The 18,639-nt window shown below is 44.7% G+C and carries 16 protein-coding genes and 1 pseudogene; 11 read left to right on the top strand and 6 right to left on the bottom strand.

Annotation, left to right across the window (positions count from 1 at the left end):
* Positions 1-124: 124 nt before the first annotated feature.
* The gene (locus IQQ51_RS22275) at positions 125-466 is read right to left on the bottom strand and encodes a YggL family protein (RefSeq protein WP_048606344.1); all 342 of its coding nucleotides are present in this window, start codon (positions 464-466) and stop codon (positions 125-127) included.
* 254 nt (positions 467-720) lie between these two features.
* Here IQQ51_RS22275 and IQQ51_RS22270 point away from each other — a divergent pair, with 254 nt between their 5' ends.
* Positions 721-2,748, top strand: coding sequence for a PhoX family protein (locus tag IQQ51_RS22270; protein WP_193842168.1), 2,028 nt, complete (start codon positions 721-723; stop codon positions 2,746-2,748).
* Between the two features lie 256 nt (positions 2,749-3,004).
* Here IQQ51_RS22270 and IQQ51_RS22265 read toward each other — a convergent pair whose 3' ends face one another.
* From IQQ51_RS22265 to IQQ51_RS22255, 3 genes are all read right to left on the bottom strand, one after another.
* Complete coding sequence (locus tag IQQ51_RS22265; protein ID WP_017064486.1) at positions 3,005-3,625, bottom strand: LysE family translocator; 621 nt, start codon at positions 3,623-3,625, stop codon at positions 3,005-3,007.
* Positions 3,626-3,789: 164 nt separating this feature from the next.
* The gene (locus IQQ51_RS22260) at positions 3,790-5,076 is read right to left on the bottom strand and encodes a DEAD/DEAH box helicase (protein WP_019821956.1); all 1,287 of its coding nucleotides are present in this window, start codon (positions 5,074-5,076) and stop codon (positions 3,790-3,792) included.
* A gap of 182 nt (positions 5,077-5,258) precedes the next feature.
* Positions 5,259-6,242: a CobW family GTP-binding protein gene (locus IQQ51_RS22255; protein WP_017069160.1), complete on the bottom strand. Its 984-nt coding sequence runs from the start codon at positions 6,240-6,242 to the stop codon at positions 5,259-5,261.
* A 552-nt stretch (positions 6,243-6,794) separates the two neighbouring features.
* Here IQQ51_RS22255 and clcA point away from each other — a divergent pair.
* Together clcA and IQQ51_RS22245 are read left to right on the top strand one after the other, a co-directional pair.
* A complete protein-coding gene (gene clcA, locus IQQ51_RS22250) occupies positions 6,795-8,201 on the top strand; it encodes a H(+)/Cl(-) exchange transporter ClcA (protein ID WP_193842167.1) in 1,407 nt (468 codons plus the stop codon).
* Positions 8,202-8,407: 206 nt separating this feature from the next.
* The gene (locus IQQ51_RS22245; protein WP_193842166.1) at positions 8,408-9,388 is read left to right on the top strand and encodes a TDT family transporter; all 981 of its coding nucleotides are present in this window, start codon (positions 8,408-8,410) and stop codon (positions 9,386-9,388) included.
* Positions 9,389-9,547: 159 nt separating this feature from the next.
* Here the strand turns inward: IQQ51_RS22245 and hmpA are convergent, their stop codons facing one another.
* Positions 9,548-10,744, bottom strand: a complete 1,197-nt coding sequence (gene hmpA, locus IQQ51_RS22240) for an NO-inducible flavohemoprotein (protein ID WP_193842165.1) — start codon at positions 10,742-10,744, stop codon at positions 9,548-9,550.
* A 368-nt stretch (positions 10,745-11,112) separates the two neighbouring features.
* On the opposite strand from hmpA, the gene norR reads away from it, so the two are divergent.
* Entirely contained in the window at positions 11,113-12,705 is a 1,593-nt protein-coding gene (gene norR / locus IQQ51_RS22235) for a nitric oxide reductase transcriptional regulator NorR (protein ID WP_017072223.1), read from the top strand.
* An 89-nt stretch (positions 12,706-12,794) separates the two neighbouring features.
* A complete protein-coding gene (locus tag IQQ51_RS22230) occupies positions 12,795-13,154 on the top strand; it encodes a glutaredoxin family protein (RefSeq protein WP_193842164.1) in 360 nt (119 codons plus the stop codon).
* 109 nt (positions 13,155-13,263) lie between these two features.
* Here the strand turns inward: IQQ51_RS22230 and IQQ51_RS22225 are convergent, their stop codons facing one another.
* Complete coding sequence (locus IQQ51_RS22225; RefSeq protein WP_017631828.1) at positions 13,264-13,899, bottom strand: OmpA family protein; 636 nt, start codon at positions 13,897-13,899, stop codon at positions 13,264-13,266.
* 258 nt (positions 13,900-14,157) lie between these two features.
* Between IQQ51_RS22225 and IQQ51_RS22220 the strand changes: the two genes are divergently transcribed.
* The 6 genes and pseudogenes from IQQ51_RS22220 to IQQ51_RS27560 all read left to right on the top strand — a co-directional run.
* Positions 14,158-14,784 carry a thioredoxin domain-containing protein gene (locus IQQ51_RS22220; RefSeq protein ID WP_004731367.1) on the top strand — a complete coding sequence of 209 codons (627 nt, stop codon included), beginning with the start codon at positions 14,158-14,160 and terminating at the stop codon, positions 14,782-14,784.
* A gap of 76 nt (positions 14,785-14,860) precedes the next feature.
* Positions 14,861-15,334, top strand: a complete 474-nt coding sequence (locus tag IQQ51_RS22215; RefSeq protein ID WP_017062642.1) for an FKBP-type peptidyl-prolyl cis-trans isomerase — start codon at positions 14,861-14,863, stop codon at positions 15,332-15,334.
* A gap of 180 nt (positions 15,335-15,514) precedes the next feature.
* Positions 15,515-16,105: a TetR/AcrR family transcriptional regulator gene (locus IQQ51_RS22210; RefSeq protein WP_050634255.1), complete on the top strand. Its 591-nt coding sequence runs from the start codon at positions 15,515-15,517 to the stop codon at positions 16,103-16,105.
* A 143-nt stretch (positions 16,106-16,248) separates the two neighbouring features.
* The gene (locus tag IQQ51_RS22205) at positions 16,249-17,280 is read left to right on the top strand and encodes an NADP-dependent oxidoreductase (protein ID WP_193842163.1); all 1,032 of its coding nucleotides are present in this window, start codon (positions 16,249-16,251) and stop codon (positions 17,278-17,280) included.
* 35 nt (positions 17,281-17,315) lie between these two features.
* On the top strand, positions 17,316-17,936 hold the full coding sequence (locus tag IQQ51_RS22200; protein ID WP_193842162.1) for a glutathione S-transferase family protein: 621 nt from the start codon (positions 17,316-17,318) through the stop codon (positions 17,934-17,936).
* 151 nt (positions 17,937-18,087) lie between these two features.
* A pseudogene (locus IQQ51_RS27560) lies at positions 18,088-18,639 on the top strand (RluA family pseudouridine synthase); the annotation flags it as partial.

Raw genomic sequence — 18,639 nt, 5'->3', positions numbered from 1 at the left:
AATGGAACGAATAAAACACAAAAAGGCCGAATCGATTTAACGATTCGGCCTTTATTCTGGCGTACTGTTACTCGTTCTAAAAGCCGTGTAGACCTCTAAGCAAAGCTAACAGTACAACATCAATTTAGAACGCGTAGTTTGCGTCAATCAGCTCGCTAACTTCCACTTTGCTTACTTCAGCACGAGCTTCAAGCCATTGTGCAACTTGCAGTTGTTCTGCTTCTGTTACTGAACGGTAGCGCTCAATTGAGCATAAGAAACCTTCAAACAGCTCAAGGCCGCCGCCACCAAAGCACAGACCGATGCTGTCGATGAAATCAATGAACTCGTCAATGAACACATCGTATTGGTCAAAATCAGCAATCGAAGTCTTGCAGCTTACTTCAAAACCCAGAATCGCGAATTCACCTAGGTATAGCTTTTTGCGTAGGCGGCGATTTTTGTTTTCGATTTTATCTAATTTCATAACTGTCTCTCTTTTCGTTTGATAAAGCATTTATACACAGTTCTACCCTAATCCCCAAGAGTTTTGTATTGCACGAGAGTGTTAATGGCAAAATTCGTGCTACAGAAACAAAATCTTAATCAAATCTATAAAAATCTGTCACTTAACTGCTTCACGATTAGTCACACATTGACCAAACTTATTAACTCATTAGTTAGTAACTGGGTTAGTCATGAATAACGAATAATAAAATCAGCCAATAGGAAGCAGTCGAGATGAGCAAGGAAACATTTGATAGCACTCGTTTTAACAAGAGTAACAACAAACCCTTCGAAGAAGTTTTAGATGCGAACCTTTCAAGAAGAAATGTTCTCAAAGGCGGTTTGGGCATCAGTGCAATGACCGCATTTGGCGCTTTTGGTTTAGCAGGCCACAGCACAGCGCACGCAGCGACAGCATCATCTAGCGCACCGCAAAAAAGCACTGCTACACTAGCATTCGAATCGGTTAAAGGCTCATTGACAGACAGTGTCGTTGTACCAAAAGGCTATACAGCACAAGTATTGGTTCCTTGGGGTACTCCACTTAACAAGCAAGGCAAGGCTTGGTTAAAAGACGGCACCAACAATGCACAAGATCAAGCAAACTCACTGGGCATGCACCACGACGGCATGCACTTCTTCCCGATTAATGGCAACAGCAACGACGGCTTATTGGTGATCAACCACGAATACATCGACCAAAAAGCTCTGCACGCTAATGGTCCTACATACGATGAAGGCAACCGCCCTAGCCTTGATGAAGTTCGCAAAGAGATCAACGCGCATGGCGTCAGTGTGGTTCGTGTGAAACTTGAAGGCAACCAATGGGTGATGGTCGATAACGATCCACTGAACCGCCGCTACACGGGCGCGACCGTAATGGATCTGTCTGGCCCGGTTGCTCACAGTGAATTTACCAAAACCAAGTTCTCACAAGATGGCAGCCAAGCTCGTGGCACGTTGAACAACTGTGGTAATGGCTACACGCCATGGGGCACTTACCTAACGTGTGAAGAAAACTGGCCGGGTTATTTCGTTAATAAAGGCGAGACAACACCAGCGCAAGAACGTATTGGTATCGCTACCGAAAAAACACGTTACGGTTGGGACACGCTTTCAGGTAACAAACAAGAACGCTTAGACGAGTTTGCACGCTTTGATGTGACGCCAACGGGTGAGTCAGCAATGGACGATTACCGTAACGAAGCACATGGTCACGGCTACATTGTTGAAATCGACCCATACACAGCAAACTCTCGCGCTAAAAAACGTTCTGCACTGGGTTGTTTCCGCCATGAAGGCTGTACGTTTGGTAAGTTGACCGAAGGCGAGCCAATCGTATTCTACTCTGGTCACGATTCTCGCTTTGAATACCTGTACAAATTCGTTTCTGAAGAGAAATGGGACCCACGAGACGCAGATCCAAGCAATCGTCTAAGTGCGGGTGACAAGTACATGGACAAAGGCACGCTGTATGTGGCTAAGTTCAATGATGATGGTTCAGGTACATGGCTACCACTAACGTTGAGCAGCAAGACCACAAACGGCGGCAAGCTAGGTGATTCATTTGACTCTCAAGCAGCGCTTATCATTAATACCGCAGGAGCAGCCGACCTTGTTGGTGCAACGCCAATGGATCGCCCTGAATGGTGCTCTGTTGACCCAATGACAGGTACGGCTTACCTAACGCTGACTAATAACAACAAGCGTAAAGAAGCGAACTCTGCGAACCCTCGCGTAGACAACAAGTTCGGTCACGTTATCCGTTGGGATGAAGGCAAAACAGCAGGCGAGTTCGATTGGGATATCTTCGTATTTGGCTCACCAGCAGTGGAAGACAAGTCTATTAACCGATCTGGCCTAACAGACATGAACCAATTCGCGAGCCCTGACGGCTTAGCGTTTGATGCTCGTGGCATTTTGTGGATTCAGACAGATAACGGCGCAGACGAAGTCACTGGCTACACCAATGACCAAATGCTGGCAGTGGTTCCATCTCAGTTAACGGATGACAACGGCAACAGCGCGGTGATTGATGCAAACAACCAAGCACAGCTTAAACGCTTCTTTGTTGGTCCAAACGGTTGTGAAGTAACTGGCTTTACTATTAGCCCAGATTTCAAATCACTGTTTGTGAACATTCAGCACCCAGCAAACTGGCCATCGTCAGAAGATGCAACGGCTCAGACTCAGGGCAACGTTCGCCCAAGAGCATCTACGGTTGTGATTCGTCGTGAAGACGGCGGTGAAATCGCGGTTTAAATATACAACGCAGACTAAGATCAGAAACATTTCTGTTATCTAGTCTCTGTTCGCTAGCTAAGTAAAATCAAAAAGAGCGATAAGGCCAAATGCCCTATCGCTCTTTTTATATTCTATGCATTCTTCGGTTTAAGTAAGAATCCTAATCTTCAAACCTCACCGTAATCCTAAGTAGTCATCATCCCAAGTACGCGTCATCCTCGAGAAAGAGGAACGACTGAGTCGGGGATCTCTGCTCGTTGTAGGCTAACCAGAATTAACTCACGAACAACCAAACACCAACGCCCATCATCAACGTACCTGCAATACGGTTCATCAACTTAACGTTATCGGCTTTGCCCAGCATATGCTTTAAGCTCTTTCCGCCGGTCGCGTATAAAGTCATGCAAACAAACTCAGAAACCAGAATAATCGACACGAGAATGAACAACTGCGGTGCTAAGTCTTTATTGCTGTTAATAAAAGGAGGCAGTAGAGAAATCATAAATGCCCAGCCTTTCGGATTAGCAATAGCTGTGACAAAACCTTGAACCACCAAGTCCCAATCATTGCTGACTTTTGTTGTTTGGTTGTCAGTACTGATCGCCAGCTTGCCTCTCGAACGCCACATCTGAACACCTAAATAAAACAGGTAACCTGCGCCAACAAATTTAAAGCCCGTAAATAGCCATGGGTAGTTCAACATGATCGAAGCGATACCCAATACCGCAGCAATAGAAACCACAGCGACACCAGCCAGTTCACCGATCATCATCCATAATGTCCGCTTGTATCCAACACTCATTCCTAGCGTCAACGCCAAAGTCATACACATACCGGGCGTGATTGACACGAAGAAAAAAGTGGGAATAAAAGCCCAAAGTAGCGCGCTATCCATATTATTACCTTATCGACTTATTTTTATTTAATAGTTCTTGTTTCTTGATCGGGCTTGAAATGAAGCGAGGTTGAAACGAAGCAGTGATGACAATAAACAATATTGCGATCAATACAAACAAAAAGAGCCACATAACAGTGGCTCTTTTCAATCACCAACCGTAATTACTTACGACGGTTTTTAATTCGCTTCATCATAGTCAAACGACGTTCAGCGCTTGCTTGATCTTGTGGCTCTTCGTTCGCGTTGTTCTTACGACCCTGACGGTTTTTGTAAGCCGATTTAGTGTTCAGCTTCTCGATGTAAGCATCACGTTTCTTCGGTTCGTAACCCGGTTGTTCAACACGGCGAATACGTTGTTGAATCAGTTTTTCAACTTGAACAACAGTCAGCTCTTCTTCGCGGTTAACGAAAGAGATTGCGTGACCTTGTTTACCAGCACGACCTGTACGGCCAATACGGTGAACGTAATCTTCCGCTAGGAAAGGCATGTCGTAGTTAATTACGTGTGGTAAGTCTTCGATATCAAGACCACGAGCCGCAACGTCGGTTGCAACCATCACACGAGCTCTGCCTTCTTTGAAATCATCCAAAGCACGACGACGAGCGCTTTGCGCTTTATCACCGTGGCAAAGTACCGCTTTAATACCGTCAAGCTTAAGCTCTTTAACCACATCATTCGCTGTTTCTTTGTAGTTCACGAACACGAGCACTTGGCGCCAGTTTTTACGGCCGATAAGCTCAGACAGCAGTTCAGTTTTACGTTCTTGATCCACTGGGTAAACCACGTGACCAACAGTAGCAGCCGTAGAGTTTTCGCGCTCAACACTAATACGTTTTGGTTTACGCAGAATATCAACAGACAGTTGGTTTAACTGAGTAGAAGTCGTTGCAGAGAACATCATGATTTGCGGTGATGTTTCTACATCCAACATGATCTTACGAACGGCATTGATAAAGCCCATATCAAGGATACGGTCAGCTTCATCAAATACTAGGAATTCTAGGTTAGCAATAGACACGTTACCCGCCTCTAAGTGCTCTTCTAAACGGCCAGGTGTTGCAACCAAAATATCCACACCCAGTTCTAGTTGACGAACTTGTGAAGACATCTTGTTACCACCGTAAACCGCAGAAACGCTTAGATCCGTGTATTTAACGTAGTCTTTAATGTTTTGAGCGATCTGCGCAGCAAGCTCACGAGTTGGAGCAAGAATAAGGCCGCGAGCCGTTCCTCTAGACGCTTTTTTACCGCTGTTCAAAAGGTGTTGGATAACAGGCAATGAAAATGCCGCTGTTTTACCCGTACCGGTTTGAGCAGTAGCAAAAATATCATGGCCTTTACGAGCCATTGGAATCGCTTTTTGTTGAATTGGAGTGAGTTTTTCATAACCACACTCAGTCAACGCTTTGACTAATTCAGGAGCAAAACCTTGAGAGGAAAATGACATTGTTACGGGTTCCTTAAGCAGACAGCCTACATTCTTATTTCAGCCGAGCACTATAAAGTAATTAGAGTGATTTATCTCACATTTATCGTGATATAACGCAAACTTTCTCATTTAATCTGGTGTTTACCCCACCTTAAACGAAGTAAACACCGAGATCCTTGGTTCAAACAGCAAAAACAGGACTATTTGATGCCACACAGCTTGAGTAGAATCTGCTCGAGATCGCCCCATGGCATGAGCTGCGAGTCGATCACTTCAAGACGAGACTCAAAGCCATCAAGCGTAATTTCGTTCACAGACACGACTTGATTCGCCACATTGAATGCGTAGCAACCTTGGTCGGTGTTCACGACGGCTTTTACACGCTCGGCCGTTAGATCCGACAACATAGAGAATAGCGCATCGAAGTCGAACTTATGCTCTGCGCCAAACAACCAACCACAACTGAAATAGCCCTGTCCTTTATTCTCTTTACGGATGAAGGCTTCACCGGGAGGAAGTTGGAATTGAGGCTCTTGTTCAGCGTGATCGTGATGATGTGCTTCAATATGAGAGGAAGCACTGCCGTATACTCTTTCAATGTCTAACACTTCCAATGGCACTTCACCGTCATGGATTAGCTTGTGGAAGACTTTTGCTGGCGTTTGATCCGTCACCCAATCGTTAAACACATCGATGTCTTCAGAATGAACAAGGTCAACCTTAGTACCAAGAATCACATCTGCACTGTTTAATTGATCATTAAAATTCTGATTCGAGGTGTACTTTTCATTAGAAAGATTTCGAGGGTCAACCAAACCAAGCGTCGCTTTTAAATCGACATATGGTGTGTACTGATCGGAAGTCAGTGTCGCAATCACTTGTTTAGGGTGACCAAGCCCTGTCGGCTCAATCAATAAACGGTCTGGTTTTTGGCGAAGTAAGGCATTAATACCTACCGACATAGGCACGCCCGCAGTACAACACATGCAACCACCCGGTACTTCTTTAATCAAAGCACCTTGATCTGTCATCAATGCACCGTCAATACCGATTTCCCCGAACTCATTAACCAGAACAGCCCAGTTTTCATTCTCAGGTTTATTTTTTAGCAGGTTCAAGATGGCTGTCGTTTTACCAACCCCCAAGAAACCCGTAATGATGTTTGTAGGAACTTTTTTAGTCATATCAGTTCTCCTTTTTAAGGGAGTATATACACAATCACGGAGAAATTGACCCCAATCGCTTGTTTATACTGAGATTCGTTAATAGAGGTTGGTGCGAAAATAATCAGAAGAGATAAAGTAGTAGAAGCGGAATGAGGAAATGGGATGCTCCAGACGAACTAAAGGCGTACTTACTCAGTACGCCTCACCCTCGTTACTCAATCGTGAGTTCGCGAATCAGGAAGCCTTAAATATCGACCTGAACATTTAACGAGGAACTAAAACTTTGTTTCTGAATCCATCCAAATTGTGTGTAAAACCTCACTTCTCCTTGCGGTTCGTTATGTTGCTTTACGATTTAACTATGGTTCATTTTTGGGGATATTCAAGCCGCCGCCAGAGAATCGATCAAAATTGTGACGGTGATTCCACTATTGGCCATAGATTCCATTTATGTAACACGTACATTCCATAAATGAAATTCAACTTTTCATCTTTGTTGCTATAGGATATGCAGAGGAAGCGTATAATTTAATGCAACCCCGCCTTAACTCATTCAGGAAACTTATCTCTATGACCAGAAGAGAGAAAATTAAGCAGTCCTTATTAGCCAAAATGCCAAGGGATGCTATTAATCAATTTCTCTCAAGAGATAAGACCCCAGCTTCAGTTCTCTTTCTTTCTTGTATTGTGGGTCTACTTGCAGGTGTAGTGGGTACCTATTTCGAAGTGGCAGTTCATTTCATCACAGAAACCCGTACCGATTGGCTAAAAGATGAAATCGGTAGCCATCTACCACTGTGGCTTGCCGCTTTCCTTATTAGTGCTGCATTCGCCTTTATTGGCTATTTTCTCGTTCACCGTTTTGCTCCAGAAGCTGCCGGTTCAGGTATCCCTGAAATCGAAGGTGCAATGGACGGCATGCGCCCTGTTCGATGGTGGAGAGTATTACCCGTAAAATTCTTTGGCGGCATGGGCGCGTTAGGCTCTGGTATGGTTTTAGGCCGCGAAGGGCCAACCGTTCAAATGGGCGGCAGTATAGGTCGTATGGTCACAGATATCTTTCGAGTCAAAGATGATGACACTCGCCATTCACTGTTGGCTTCAGGTGCCGCTGGTGGCTTAGCCGCCGCATTCAATGCACCGCTAGCTGGCATCATGTTTGTGGTTGAGGAGATGAGACCACAGTTTCGCTACTCACTCATATCAATCAAAGCCGTCATCATCTCAGCAGTTTCGGCCAACATTGTATTTCGTTCTATCAATGGCCAATCTGCCGTTATCACAATGCCTCAGTACCAGCCACCTGAACTCAACGCACTTTGGTTGTTCTTGTTGTTAGGTGTGTTGTTCGGCCTGTTTGGTGTGATTTTCAATAAACTGATTACGCTTTCCCAAGATCTGTTTGTGGCGATCCACAAGAATGACCGTAAACGCTACTTGATGACAGGTACCCTACTTGGTGGTTGCTTTGGCTTGTTGCTGCTCTATATACCTGAATTAACTGGTGGTGGTATTGGTATCATCCCGAACATCACGAATGGCAGCTACAGCGCCAATGTGTTGTTGTTGATATTCTTAGGCCGAGTCCTCACTACCCTGCTTTGTTTCGGCTCCGGTGCGCCCGGCGGTATCTTTGCACCAATGCTTGCGCTAGGAACACTCTTTGGTTATGCGTTTGGGCTTATCGCAGCGGCATTCTTTCCCGAACTGAATATTGAACCGGGTATGTTTGCCATTGCTGGCATGGGAGCATTATTTGCCGCCACTGTTCGAGCACCTATCACAGGCATACTGTTGGTTATTGAAATGACCAATAACTACTACCTGATCCTGCCGTTAATCATCACCTGCTTAGGCGCGGTAATCATTGCTCAAATGTTAGGTGGGCAGCCAATTTACAGTCAACTGCTTAACCGTACGCTGAAAAACGAGAAACTAAGACAACAAGATCTCCCTCAACAAGAGGAAGTGCGTTAATTACAAATGACTCATGAAACAAAAGCACACATTCAACGTGCTTAATCTCCCGATTCCGTATCAAAATCAAAAAAGCAAACGTTAAACTTGGTATCATCCACTCAAAATTAGTTGAGTGCCCTCAAAATCTATTGATGGAAGACCTACACACTCTAACTAAGGCAAATAGTCCAATATTCTGTAATTAACTAAGTCGGAGCAAGTCGTTGAACTGGAGAAGATTAACCCAAGTAAAAAATGTGCCGCCATCTCAGGCGTCTTTAGCACTTGGCGTTATTGGGTTAGGTCAAGCTTGGGCGTTATATATCCCGGGCATTGGTGAGATAATTCGTCCCTACCTAGCTGCATTCGGCGCGCTATTATTGCTGCCTGTTTTACTGCGCTATTTAACGAACTTTAATACCTTCCTTAATGATATTCGCCACCCGTTAAGCGGAAGCTTGATGGCACCAATGAGCATGGCTTTACTGATTCTGTGCGACTATTTAGCCGAGATATCGCCAGCTATCGCCTACCCAGTATGGTTCTGCGCGCTATTGCTGCACTTTACCATGATGGTGTTGTTCTTTAGTTTTCAGATCATCAACTTCAAAATGTCGAACATTGTACCGAGTTGGTTTCTGTATCCGGTCGGTTTGATCAGCAGTTCCTTAGCTGGCACACAGTTCGGGCACACCGTATTTTCAGAAACACTTGCGGTCACTTGTATTGGTATCTATTTCCTTATGTTGCCAGTGGTGTTGTACCGCTTGGTGTTCGAAGGCAATCTTCCTCGCCGAGCAAGACCAACACTCGCAATCATGGCGGCTCCGGTTAACTTATCTTTAGCCGCTTACTTGGTTAACTTCGACAACCCAGACCCAATTCTAACAGGTGCATTGGCTGGCATCGCCATCACTATGACACTATTGATTTACTTGTGTTACATCCGCCTAATGCGTTTGAAATTCCAACCTTCAATTGCTGCCGTCACCTTCCCATCTGTGATCAGCGCTATTGCCATGCATCGTCTAACCGCATTTTTCGGCACGGAATACCCACAATGGTACTGGCTGCACAAGTTCGGATTCTTTGAGCTAACCATCGCCACCATCCTAGTAATTTGGGTCGCAGGTGGTTACGTGAAAATGTACTGGCCTGAATTTTTTGATTCCGACTACATGTCTAAGAAGGTGAAACGTTCTTAGATAGAAGAGAAAAGATCTTAGCTGAACCATCGTGTTCTGCAGTAGTCGATGATGTCAGACAAAACCAACCAAACCCAAAAAGGCCTCACAATGTGAGACCTTTGAATAGGCAAGGTTTTTAATAGATCAGGCGAGTGTTACTAGAAATGCCGATAGCTATTAGAAGTTAGCGTGAGGGCCGAATACTTCGTAGTGAACGCGTGAACGGTCAACTTTCAATGCATCTAGCTGCTCTACGATGTTCTTCATGAAACCAACAGGACCACAGATGTAGAAATCGCTCTCTTCAAAGCCTTTAGTATCAGAGATAGACGCTAGATCCATTTGGCCTTGATGCGTGTTTTCACATGCAGATTCATCTTTGTTCATGTACCACGTTTTCGCTTCCCAACCTTTGTCGGCAACAATATCTTTAACACGAGTCGTGAAAGAGTGTTGGCCTACGTTCTCACAAGCGTGAAGGTAAAGTACTGGCTCGTTTTTATCTTCCGTGTTTAGGAACTCAAGCATAGACTGCATTGGCGTGACACCAACACCTGCAGAGATAAGCGTTACTGGCTTGCTGCGCTCTTGATACATGAAGTCACCTGCTGGTGCGTATAGGCTAACTTCATCACCAACAGCAACCGTATCGTGTAGGTGGTTAGATACAACGCCTTGTGTCTCTTGGCCTTGTCCTTCACGTTTAACAGAAATACGGTATTGCTTGCCGTTTGGCTTATCAGACAGTGAGTATTGACGAATCTCGCTGTATTGAGAGCCTTCCGGCTTCACTTCGATACCGATGTATTGACCTGGAGTGTAATCAAGAACTTCACCGCCGTCTTTTGGCTGTAAGATGAAGCTTGTTACTAGCGCTGACTCTTCGATTTTGTCTGCAATCACAAACGTACGCGCTGCTTCCCAACCACCAACAGCTTGCTTACGCTGTAGGTAAAGTTCAGCTTCACGATCGATGAATACTTGCGCCAAGAATAGGTAAGCGGCTGTCCATGCTTCTTCCACTTCGGGAGTAAACGCGTCAGCAGCTAGTTCACGTAATGTTTCAATCAGGTGTAAACCAACAATTTGGTAGTGCTCTGGTTGAATGTTAAAGCTTGTGTGTTTCTGAGCAATACGTTCAACGGCTGTTGTTAACGCTGCTAGATTTTCAATGTTCTTTGCATATGCCGCGATAGCTTCAAACAGTGCTACGCCTTGGCGACCTGTTCTTTGGTGAGTCATATTGAAGATATCTTTCAACTCAGGGTTATGCGTGAACATGCGTTGATAAAAATGCTGAGTTAAAGCTGGGCCTGCGCTCTCAAGTAGAGGGATAGTAGATTTGATGATTTCGATATGTGCATTGTTAAGCATGAATTTACTCCGAACACTGAGCCTTATGACCTATATGTCATTTTGACTACTAAAAATTAAGAATGACTTATCGATTTTCTGAAACCTTAGTTATTTTTAGAAACTGAGTTATTTTGACTCGTTTTCATTTCAAAAAATCGCGAAACCCGATTAATGCCAGCTGATTGATTGAGATCAAGAATAGTCTGCTTAATCAGCGCTATAATTAGGCTTCGCTGTATCTTTAGCACAATCAGTGCCAACTTTATCAATCCCCGTCATTACTGGTTTTCTTCTCAAAACTCATCTTATAAAAATGTCAAAAAGACCTTTTTTTTAAGTCAATAAGACTCTATTATGTTTATAAACACACACAGTTAGAGTTTTTTATGCAAGATATCTCCGCATCTACCCTCATGGAAATGACCATTGGCCTCGCAAGTGGTGTCAACGATCAAGATCGTTTCAATCGCCTGATCGATGCCATTCGCAAAACCATAACGTGTGATTGTGTCGCGCTTTTAAGTCTTCAAGGCGACACGCTAGTACCTATCGCAATGCAAGGGCTCAGCCGAGATACATTCGGTCGTCGCTTTATCATTTCAGAACATCCACGATTTGAAGAGATCTGCGCGTCTCGCTCTCCTGTTCGTTTCGATGCTGACAGCTCCCTACCCGATCCTTTCGATGGTTTGCTTATTGACCATGATGGCGATTTACCAATGCATGCTTGTATGGGCTTGCCTTTGCTATTTGGCGACAAGTTATTAGGCATTCTGACTCTAGACAGCTTGAAACCTGATGTCTTCGCGAATATTCCGGCGCGTAACCTTGAAGTGCTGGCGGCTATTGCAGCCTCAACCATGCAGATGGCACTGACCTTTTCGCAACTTGAACATCAAGCAAAGCAGTCAAAGCAATTACTCGAAGAACTGAACGTAGAAGCGTGGGAACGTGACGGCGGTGAGTTGATTGGTAACAGTGACACCATGGTCGCGCTTAAGAACGACATCGCTGTTGTAGCGCCGTCTGAGTTTAATATCTTGATTCATGGTGACACCGGGGTTGGTAAAGAGCTTGTGGCTCGCACCCTACACCACCAATCTCAACGTAAACGTAACCCACTCGTCTACGTAAACTGTGCTGCAATTCCTGAAAACTTAGTAGAGAGTGAACTGTTTGGTCACGTTCGTGGCGCGTTCACGGGCGCAGACAAAAACCGCTTAGGTAAGTTTGCTTTAGCCGATGGTGGCACACTGTTCCTTGATGAGATTGGTGAGTTGCCTTTGGCTGCGCAAAGTAAGCTCCTACGTGCGCTGCAAAACAACGAAATCCAACCTGTTGGTCAAGACAATATTCAAACCATTGATGTGCGAGTATTGGCAGCGACAAACCGAGATCTAAAACAAGAAGTTGAAGACGGTCGATTCAGAGCCGATTTGTACCACCGATTGAGTGTGTACCCTATCGCGGTGCCAGCACTGAAAGATCGTGGTGACGACATCAGCCTATTAGCAGGTTTCTTCTTAGAACAAGCGCGTCGTAAGCTTGGTATCAACCAAGTTAAGTTCCGCTCTGACGTTCTTTCTTTCCTAAACCGTTATGGTTGGCCAGGTAATGTACGTGAACTTGAGCACGTGATCAGTCGTTCCGCATTGAAAGCGTTAGCGCGTAGCACCAATAAAAACTTGGTGACAATCACCAAGGAAGATTGTGGGCCTCTAGACCAAGATCAGCCTATTGCGACGACACAGGTGAAAAACACACCGTTATCGACACCAACGATCGACCTTTCTGCAGGGCTGCGTGGTGCAACGGACGATTTTCAACGCAGTATCATTACTGAGGTGTTGGAAGATGCCAACTTTAACTGGGCACAGGCAGGACGAGTTCTGAAAACAGACCGAGCAAACCTAACTCGACTGTCTAAGCGTTTAGGGCTAAATGTGGCTAAGTCTCACACGATCGAACGGACAAAATAGATATTAGCGGTTTGTTGCGAGCATCTGACAAAACTTGTGTATATAATGCTGCAAATTGTAACGCTAATTTTAAATATGTAGAGAGAGTTATGAAGTTTATCCGTTGGTTCTTAGGTCGTGTCATCTTGTTATTGAATTTTGTTTTCAGCCCACATGGTGTGAAGCGTTCTCAAGAAGAACAAAGCAAAGTGAATGAGCAGGCAAAAACGCACACGTTATACCAATTCGAAGCGTGCCCATTTTGTGTGAAAGTGCGCCGCGCGATGAAACGTCAGTCGGTTCAATTTGAACTTCGTGATGCAAAAAACAACGAACAACACCGTGCTGAACTTGAAGCTGGCGGCGGTCGTGTGAAAGTGCCTTGTCTACGTATCGAAAAAGACGGCAAAACTGAGTGGATGTACGAATCTTCAGATATCGTAACTTACTTAGAAAAGCAGTTTGCATAAGCAATAAAGCGACAAAATCTAGATACAAAAAATCCCTCTAATGTGAGGGATTTTTTATGTCTGTTATTTGGCGTTAATCGCTTCAAATTGGGAGCGAAAGTTCAAACCACTACTTCGCTACAATCAGCATCAATTCAACACGGCGGTTACACGCCTTGCCTTGGGCAGAAGCGTTGGTGCAAGCTGGTACGTATTCGCCAAATCCACGAGTATAAATAGAACGACTCGACACATAGTTACTCTCTAATCGAGCCTTCACTTCTTTTGCTCGCTGCTCTGAAAGCGGATCATTGATTCGATCTGTGCCCGTATTATCGGTGTGCCCTTCAATCACCACATCAATATCTTGGCGTTGAGCAAGGTAGCTGCCTAGCGTATCTAGCCATTGATTATAAGCTGGCTCGGGGAATGCTGAACCTGTTTTAAAGTTCACGTGCTGCTCAAGCTTTACCATCACATGGTTACCCGGCAACACTTCAAAATCGATACGGTTTTGTCTTAAAAAGACTTCCAGTGGATCGTTAGTCGAAACGCCACGTCCGTAGTTGGTCGTTATGGTTCTTTGTTGATGAGTACTGCTCTGAATCGAGTACCCACGATTGCTTGCTACATGAGTCGTTTGAACCACACCCCATTCAGGATGCATCAAGTCGTAATCGGTTTGCGGTGCAGTTTCTAGCATGTCACCGCCAAGTAAGTCAGTTGGTGATGTGGCTTCACACCCCGCCAAAGCTATGCTTAACATTATCGCTAAATATCTCATTACTTCACCAACCACTCATGCAGATAAACCATTCACTAATGTCTATATCGGCACCGAGGGAAAAACTTTAGACGAAAAGAAAGCAGAACCCAAAAAAGTGCTGTTGATCACAGTTAACCGTCTACTAGCCTGTCTTCAGCCGCTAGTTCGAACTGTTTGCATTTATTTACCTTATAATTGTTTTCCAATTCGTACTAAATAGTTAGAATCTCACGACTTCTCAACGCTAGAGCAAACATTATGTTTAAACCATTTACTAAATTCATCACAGCACTTGCTGCCGTACTTATTATCGCCGGTTGTAGTGAAACAGACGAGCCACAAAAAGGCGTTCAATACGAAGCGCTTCCAACTGCTCTAACAGAATTTAACTTGTCTCCGATCACTGAAATCTTCTCTCTTAACTGTGGTCACTGCCGTCAAATGGAAAGTGCCATTCCAGAGATTGAATCTTTAACAGACCAAACTATTGGCAAGATGCACGTGACGTTCAACGAAAGCGCTCAAATCAGCGCAATGATCTACTACACAGCAGTGATGCAGCTTGATGCGACGCCTGACCACGCATTCATGGACGACCTATTTGGTGCCGTTCAAATGGGTGCAGATGCAACACCTGAGCAACGCCAACAAGCACTAGAGACAGCGTTTACTTCTCGTGGTTTGGTTAGCCCATACCAGCTGAACAAAGAACAGCAAGTCGCTCTTTTTGACTACGTTAAGAAAGCAGAAGAGATCTCAGTAAAAGGTCAGATCAACTCAGTACCAACCTTTATCATCAACGGTAAATACCAAGTACTAACAGCAGGTCACCAAGACGTTGCTGGCATTGCAAAAACGATCAACTACCTTTTGACTCAACCATAATCACGGCTTTAGTCAACTGATTAACACATTTTGTATTAACTACGAAATTCAGCACTCAATATAAATAGGTTTTACTATGTCTAAATTTGTCATCCCGGTCATTGTCTTTCTTTTGGCGGGTTTCATGATTTACCGTACTTGGACGAATCATAAGTCTGGCGGAGAAAACTTCGAACAAGGCCAACAATTTCTAATTGAAAACGGCACTAAAGAAGGCGTGATTACGACTGAAAGCGGTCTTCAATACCTTGTTCTTGAGGAAGGCACAGGCACAGAGCACCCAACTAAGAACAGCAAAGTAACGGTTCACTACCACGGTACGCTGATCGACGGCACTGTTTTCGATAGCTCTGTTGAGCGCGGCGAGCCAATCTCATTTGCTCTTAAGCAAGTAATCAAAGGCTGGCAAGAAGGTTTGACTTACATGGTTGAAGGCCAAAAAGTTCGTCTATTTATTCCAAGCACTCTAGCTTACGGTAAAGGCGGTTCTGGCCCTATCCCACCATCATCGACTCTGATTTTTGATGTAGAACTCATCTCTATCAAATAATCGAAGTAACTGATTTAAGCCCCAACATACGCGCTATGTTGGGGCTTTTTTATATCTGAACATTTGAAGCCACTTTGGCTATTTGGCTACTTAACTACCTAGCTACTGTAACAACGACCAAATATACCCTCAAAACTCGACCACTAGACGACTGGTCTAATTTAACTTATAGTACCGCCCATGAACGAAAAAACGAATGACACACGCCTACATGTTTTAGATGTGGGCTACCAACTAATAGTAAACAACGGCTTTAACGGCGTTGGCTTATCGCAATTGCTTAAAGAAGCGGACGTGCCGAAAGGATCGTTTTACCACTACTTTAGATCTAAAGAGCAATTTGGCGAGGCGTTGATTCAACACTATTTTGAAAACTACATCACTAAGATTGAAGCAATTTTAGTACACGGTGAAGGTAATCATTATCAGCGAATCTTGAGCTATTTCTCGCTATGGGCGAAGACCGAAAACGGTACCTGTAATGCTCATAAATGCTTGGTCGTTAAACTCAGCGCGGAAGTTTCTGATCTTTCTGATCCTATGCGCCAAGCGCTACTAAAGGGTGCTGAGAAAGTGACGAATACCATCGAGCAGTGCATTGTCGGCGGTATCGAAGATGGATCTATAAAGGTTGAAGACAGCCAAGAAGCAGCTCAGAACCTATACTCAATGTGGTTAGGCGCGAGCTTATTGAGCAAGCTGAGCCAAAGTTCACATAGCTTACAGTCGGCTTTGAGCCTTACCGAACGAATTTTAAAAGGTGAAAGCTAATAACGCGCAGCGCGCTTTATAGGCTTTGACTTAAAAGAAATCACCCGCCCTCTTATCAACTTGATGACGGCGGGATTTTTAGACAACAAGACTAGACGACTGGTCTAATTCTAAATATATAAAACATAGATTAAGGATATCCAATGACTCAACAAGACAATCGCCGCATCGTATTGGCTTCTCGCCCAGTAGGCGCACCAACTCAAGACAACTTCCGTTTAGAGACAGTAGCTGCGCCAAGTATCAAAGACGGCGAGATGTTACTTCGCTCAGTTTACCTTTCTCTAGACCCCTACATGCGTGGTCGTATGAGCGATGCTAAATCCTACGCAGATCCCGTTGCGATTGATGAAGTAATGGTTGGCGCAACCGTATGTCAGGTTGAAGAATCAAACCACGCTGATTACGAAGTTGGCGAATGGGTACTGGCTTACACAGGTTGGCAAGATCTTGGTGTGTCTAACGGTGAAGGCCTAATCAAACTCGGCAAAGAACCAACGCACCCTTCTTACGCGCTTGGCATCATGGGTATGCCTGGTTTTACCGCTTACATGGGCTTGCTTGATATCGGCCAACCTAAACAAGGCGACACGCTAGTCGTTGCAGCAGCAACAGGGGCTGTAGGCGCAACCGTTGGACAAATCGGCAAACTAAAAGGCTGTCGTGTTATCGGCGTTGCAGGCGGTCAAGAGAAGTGTCAGTACGCGAAAGAGGTTCTTGGCTTTGATGAATGTATCGACCACAAAGCTGACGACTTCGCGGAGCAATTGGCTAAAGCGTGTGACAACGGCATCGACGTTTACTTTGAAAACGTTGGCGGCAAGGTATTCGATGCAGTAATGCCTCTGCTTAACACAGGTGCTCGTATTCCTGTGTGTGGCCTTATCTCTCAATACAATGCGACTTCACTGCCTGAAGGACCAGATCGTATGTCTAGCCTGATGGGTATGCTGTTGGTTAAACGAATTAAGATGCAAGGTTTCATCATCTTTGATGACTACGCACACCGCTACAACGAGTTTGCTGTTCAAATGACAGAATGGCTATCTCAAGGCAAGATGCACTATCGTGAGCACCTGGTTGAAGGTCTAGAGAATGCGCCACAAGCATTCATGGGCCTATTGGAAGGTCAGAACTTCGGTAAGCTTGTTATCAAAACGAACGAAGCTAAATAAATTCAATAAACTGAACCCGTTAACTAGGTAGAATCATGATTACTTTGCATCACCTGAATAAGTCGCGCTCAAAGCGCATCATCTGGCTATTGGAAGAGCTTGGGGTAGATTACCAAATCAAACCCTACCAACGAGACAGTGTCACTTTTCTTGCACCACCAGAACTCAAATCCATTCACCCATTGGGTAAATCTCCTGTCATTGAAGACGATGGCGTCGTGATCACTGAATCTGGTGCTATCACGGAATACCTAATCGACAAATACGGTCAGGGTAAGTTCGCACCTACACGCGGCACCGCAGACTACGTGGAATATTCGCAGTGGCTTCACTTCGCTGAGAGCTCAGGTATTTTGCCAATGTTGCTTAAGATCTTTGTGATGAAAGACGGCTGTGAAACTAACTTCCTAGGCGGTTATGCAGACGATGAAAACCAAAAGATCTTAACTTACGTGAATAATGCACTTGAAGGTAAAACCTACTTGGTTGCAAACACACTAACAGGTGCAGATTTTATGATGTCGTTCATCGTAGAAATCGTGGGTAACTTTGGTGCAACTGCGCTCTACCCAAACATTGCTAAATACGGTGAACTTTTAACAAGCCACCCTGCTTACCAAAAAGCTGAGCAAGTGGAGCTAGAGCACTCGAACTAATCAAGATTTGTTCCATTCAATGCTTCCATAGTATGAACATAACAATCTAAATGAAGCCAAAGCCGATTTATCTTCTGCTTTGGCTTCTCATTTGTCTTCATTTCGACAACAATACCGAACTCTAACTGAACAGCCATAGAGTTTGATCTTAATGCCAGCAAACCTCGCTCAATACACACCTCTGCACCTAGCAAACACGAATGTCGATTTAGCGCTACCAACTCGCTTTACGTTCCCGTATTACTATACGCCGCACCCTGTGTGTGAACTCGCTATGTTGCAGCTTCAACAGTCACTTATCGACTGTGGTGTGAATGAAACCTCGCAAGGTAATCTCTACGCTGTGCTTCTTGTGCAGAATCCAACAACACAAGAGTTAGGCTACCTTTCTGCGTTTTCAGGCTTGCAGTTAGATCCGGCTTTGGTCTCTCAATTAAACAACATTCACTTTGTTCCACCAGCCTTCGATTCAGAACAGTTTCAATCTCAGAACAGTGCGAACCTTGCTCGCCAGTTGCAACTCGCGGACGACATTGAAAAGCTGCAACAGTCGCACAACCTGGACGCATTATTGGCCGAGCTTGAAGGGTTAAAAATCGAATCAGCACAAGCTATCGAAGCCTTTCAGTTAGCAATGGCCGCGAACAAAGCTCAGCGTAACGAACTCAGAGAGCAAGCAAACCAAGAAAAAGCATTAGGGAAT

This window comes from Vibrio sp. OPT18 (assembly GCF_015163615.1).
GTDB lineage: Bacteria > Pseudomonadota > Gammaproteobacteria > Enterobacterales > Vibrionaceae > Vibrio > Vibrio coralliirubri.
The sequence above is the reverse complement of the archived record's forward strand: the minus strand, read 5'-3'. Positions and strand labels throughout refer to the sequence as shown.

Excerpts from the sequence above, each read along its gene's own strand:
- IQQ51_RS22215 (WP_017062642.1), top strand. The coding sequence starts at position 14,861 with ATGTCTAAATTTGTCATCCCGGTCATTGTCTTTCTTTTGGCGGGTTTC.
- IQQ51_RS22275 (WP_048606344.1), bottom strand. The coding sequence starts at position 466 with ATGAAATTAGATAAAATCGAAAACAAAAATCGCCGCCTACGCAAAAAG.
- IQQ51_RS22225 (WP_017631828.1), bottom strand. The coding sequence starts at position 13,899 with ATGTTAAGCATAGCTTTGGCGGGGTGTGAAGCCACATCACCAACTGAC.
- IQQ51_RS22265 (WP_017064486.1), bottom strand. The coding sequence starts at position 3,625 with ATGGATAGCGCGCTACTTTGGGCTTTTATTCCCACTTTTTTCTTCGTG.
- clcA (WP_193842167.1), top strand. The coding sequence starts at position 6,795 with ATGACCAGAAGAGAGAAAATTAAGCAGTCCTTATTAGCCAAAATGCCA.
- IQQ51_RS22260 (WP_019821956.1), bottom strand. The coding sequence starts at position 5,076 with ATGTCATTTTCCTCTCAAGGTTTTGCTCCTGAATTAGTCAAAGCGTTG.
- IQQ51_RS22220 (WP_004731367.1), top strand. The coding sequence starts at position 14,158 with ATGTTTAAACCATTTACTAAATTCATCACAGCACTTGCTGCCGTACTT.
- IQQ51_RS22255 (WP_017069160.1), bottom strand. The coding sequence starts at position 6,242 with ATGACTAAAAAAGTTCCTACAAACATCATTACGGGTTTCTTGGGGGTT.
- IQQ51_RS22230 (WP_193842164.1), top strand. The coding sequence starts at position 12,795 with ATGAAGTTTATCCGTTGGTTCTTAGGTCGTGTCATCTTGTTATTGAAT.
- IQQ51_RS22205 (WP_193842163.1), top strand. The coding sequence starts at position 16,249 with ATGACTCAACAAGACAATCGCCGCATCGTATTGGCTTCTCGCCCAGTA.
- IQQ51_RS22270 (WP_193842168.1), top strand. The coding sequence starts at position 721 with ATGAGCAAGGAAACATTTGATAGCACTCGTTTTAACAAGAGTAACAAC.
- IQQ51_RS22210 (WP_050634255.1), top strand. The coding sequence starts at position 15,515 with ATGAACGAAAAAACGAATGACACACGCCTACATGTTTTAGATGTGGGC.
- IQQ51_RS22200 (WP_193842162.1), top strand. The coding sequence starts at position 17,316 with ATGATTACTTTGCATCACCTGAATAAGTCGCGCTCAAAGCGCATCATC.
- hmpA (WP_193842165.1), bottom strand. The coding sequence starts at position 10,744 with ATGCTTAACAATGCACATATCGAAATCATCAAATCTACTATCCCTCTA.
- norR (WP_017072223.1), top strand. The coding sequence starts at position 11,113 with ATGCAAGATATCTCCGCATCTACCCTCATGGAAATGACCATTGGCCTC.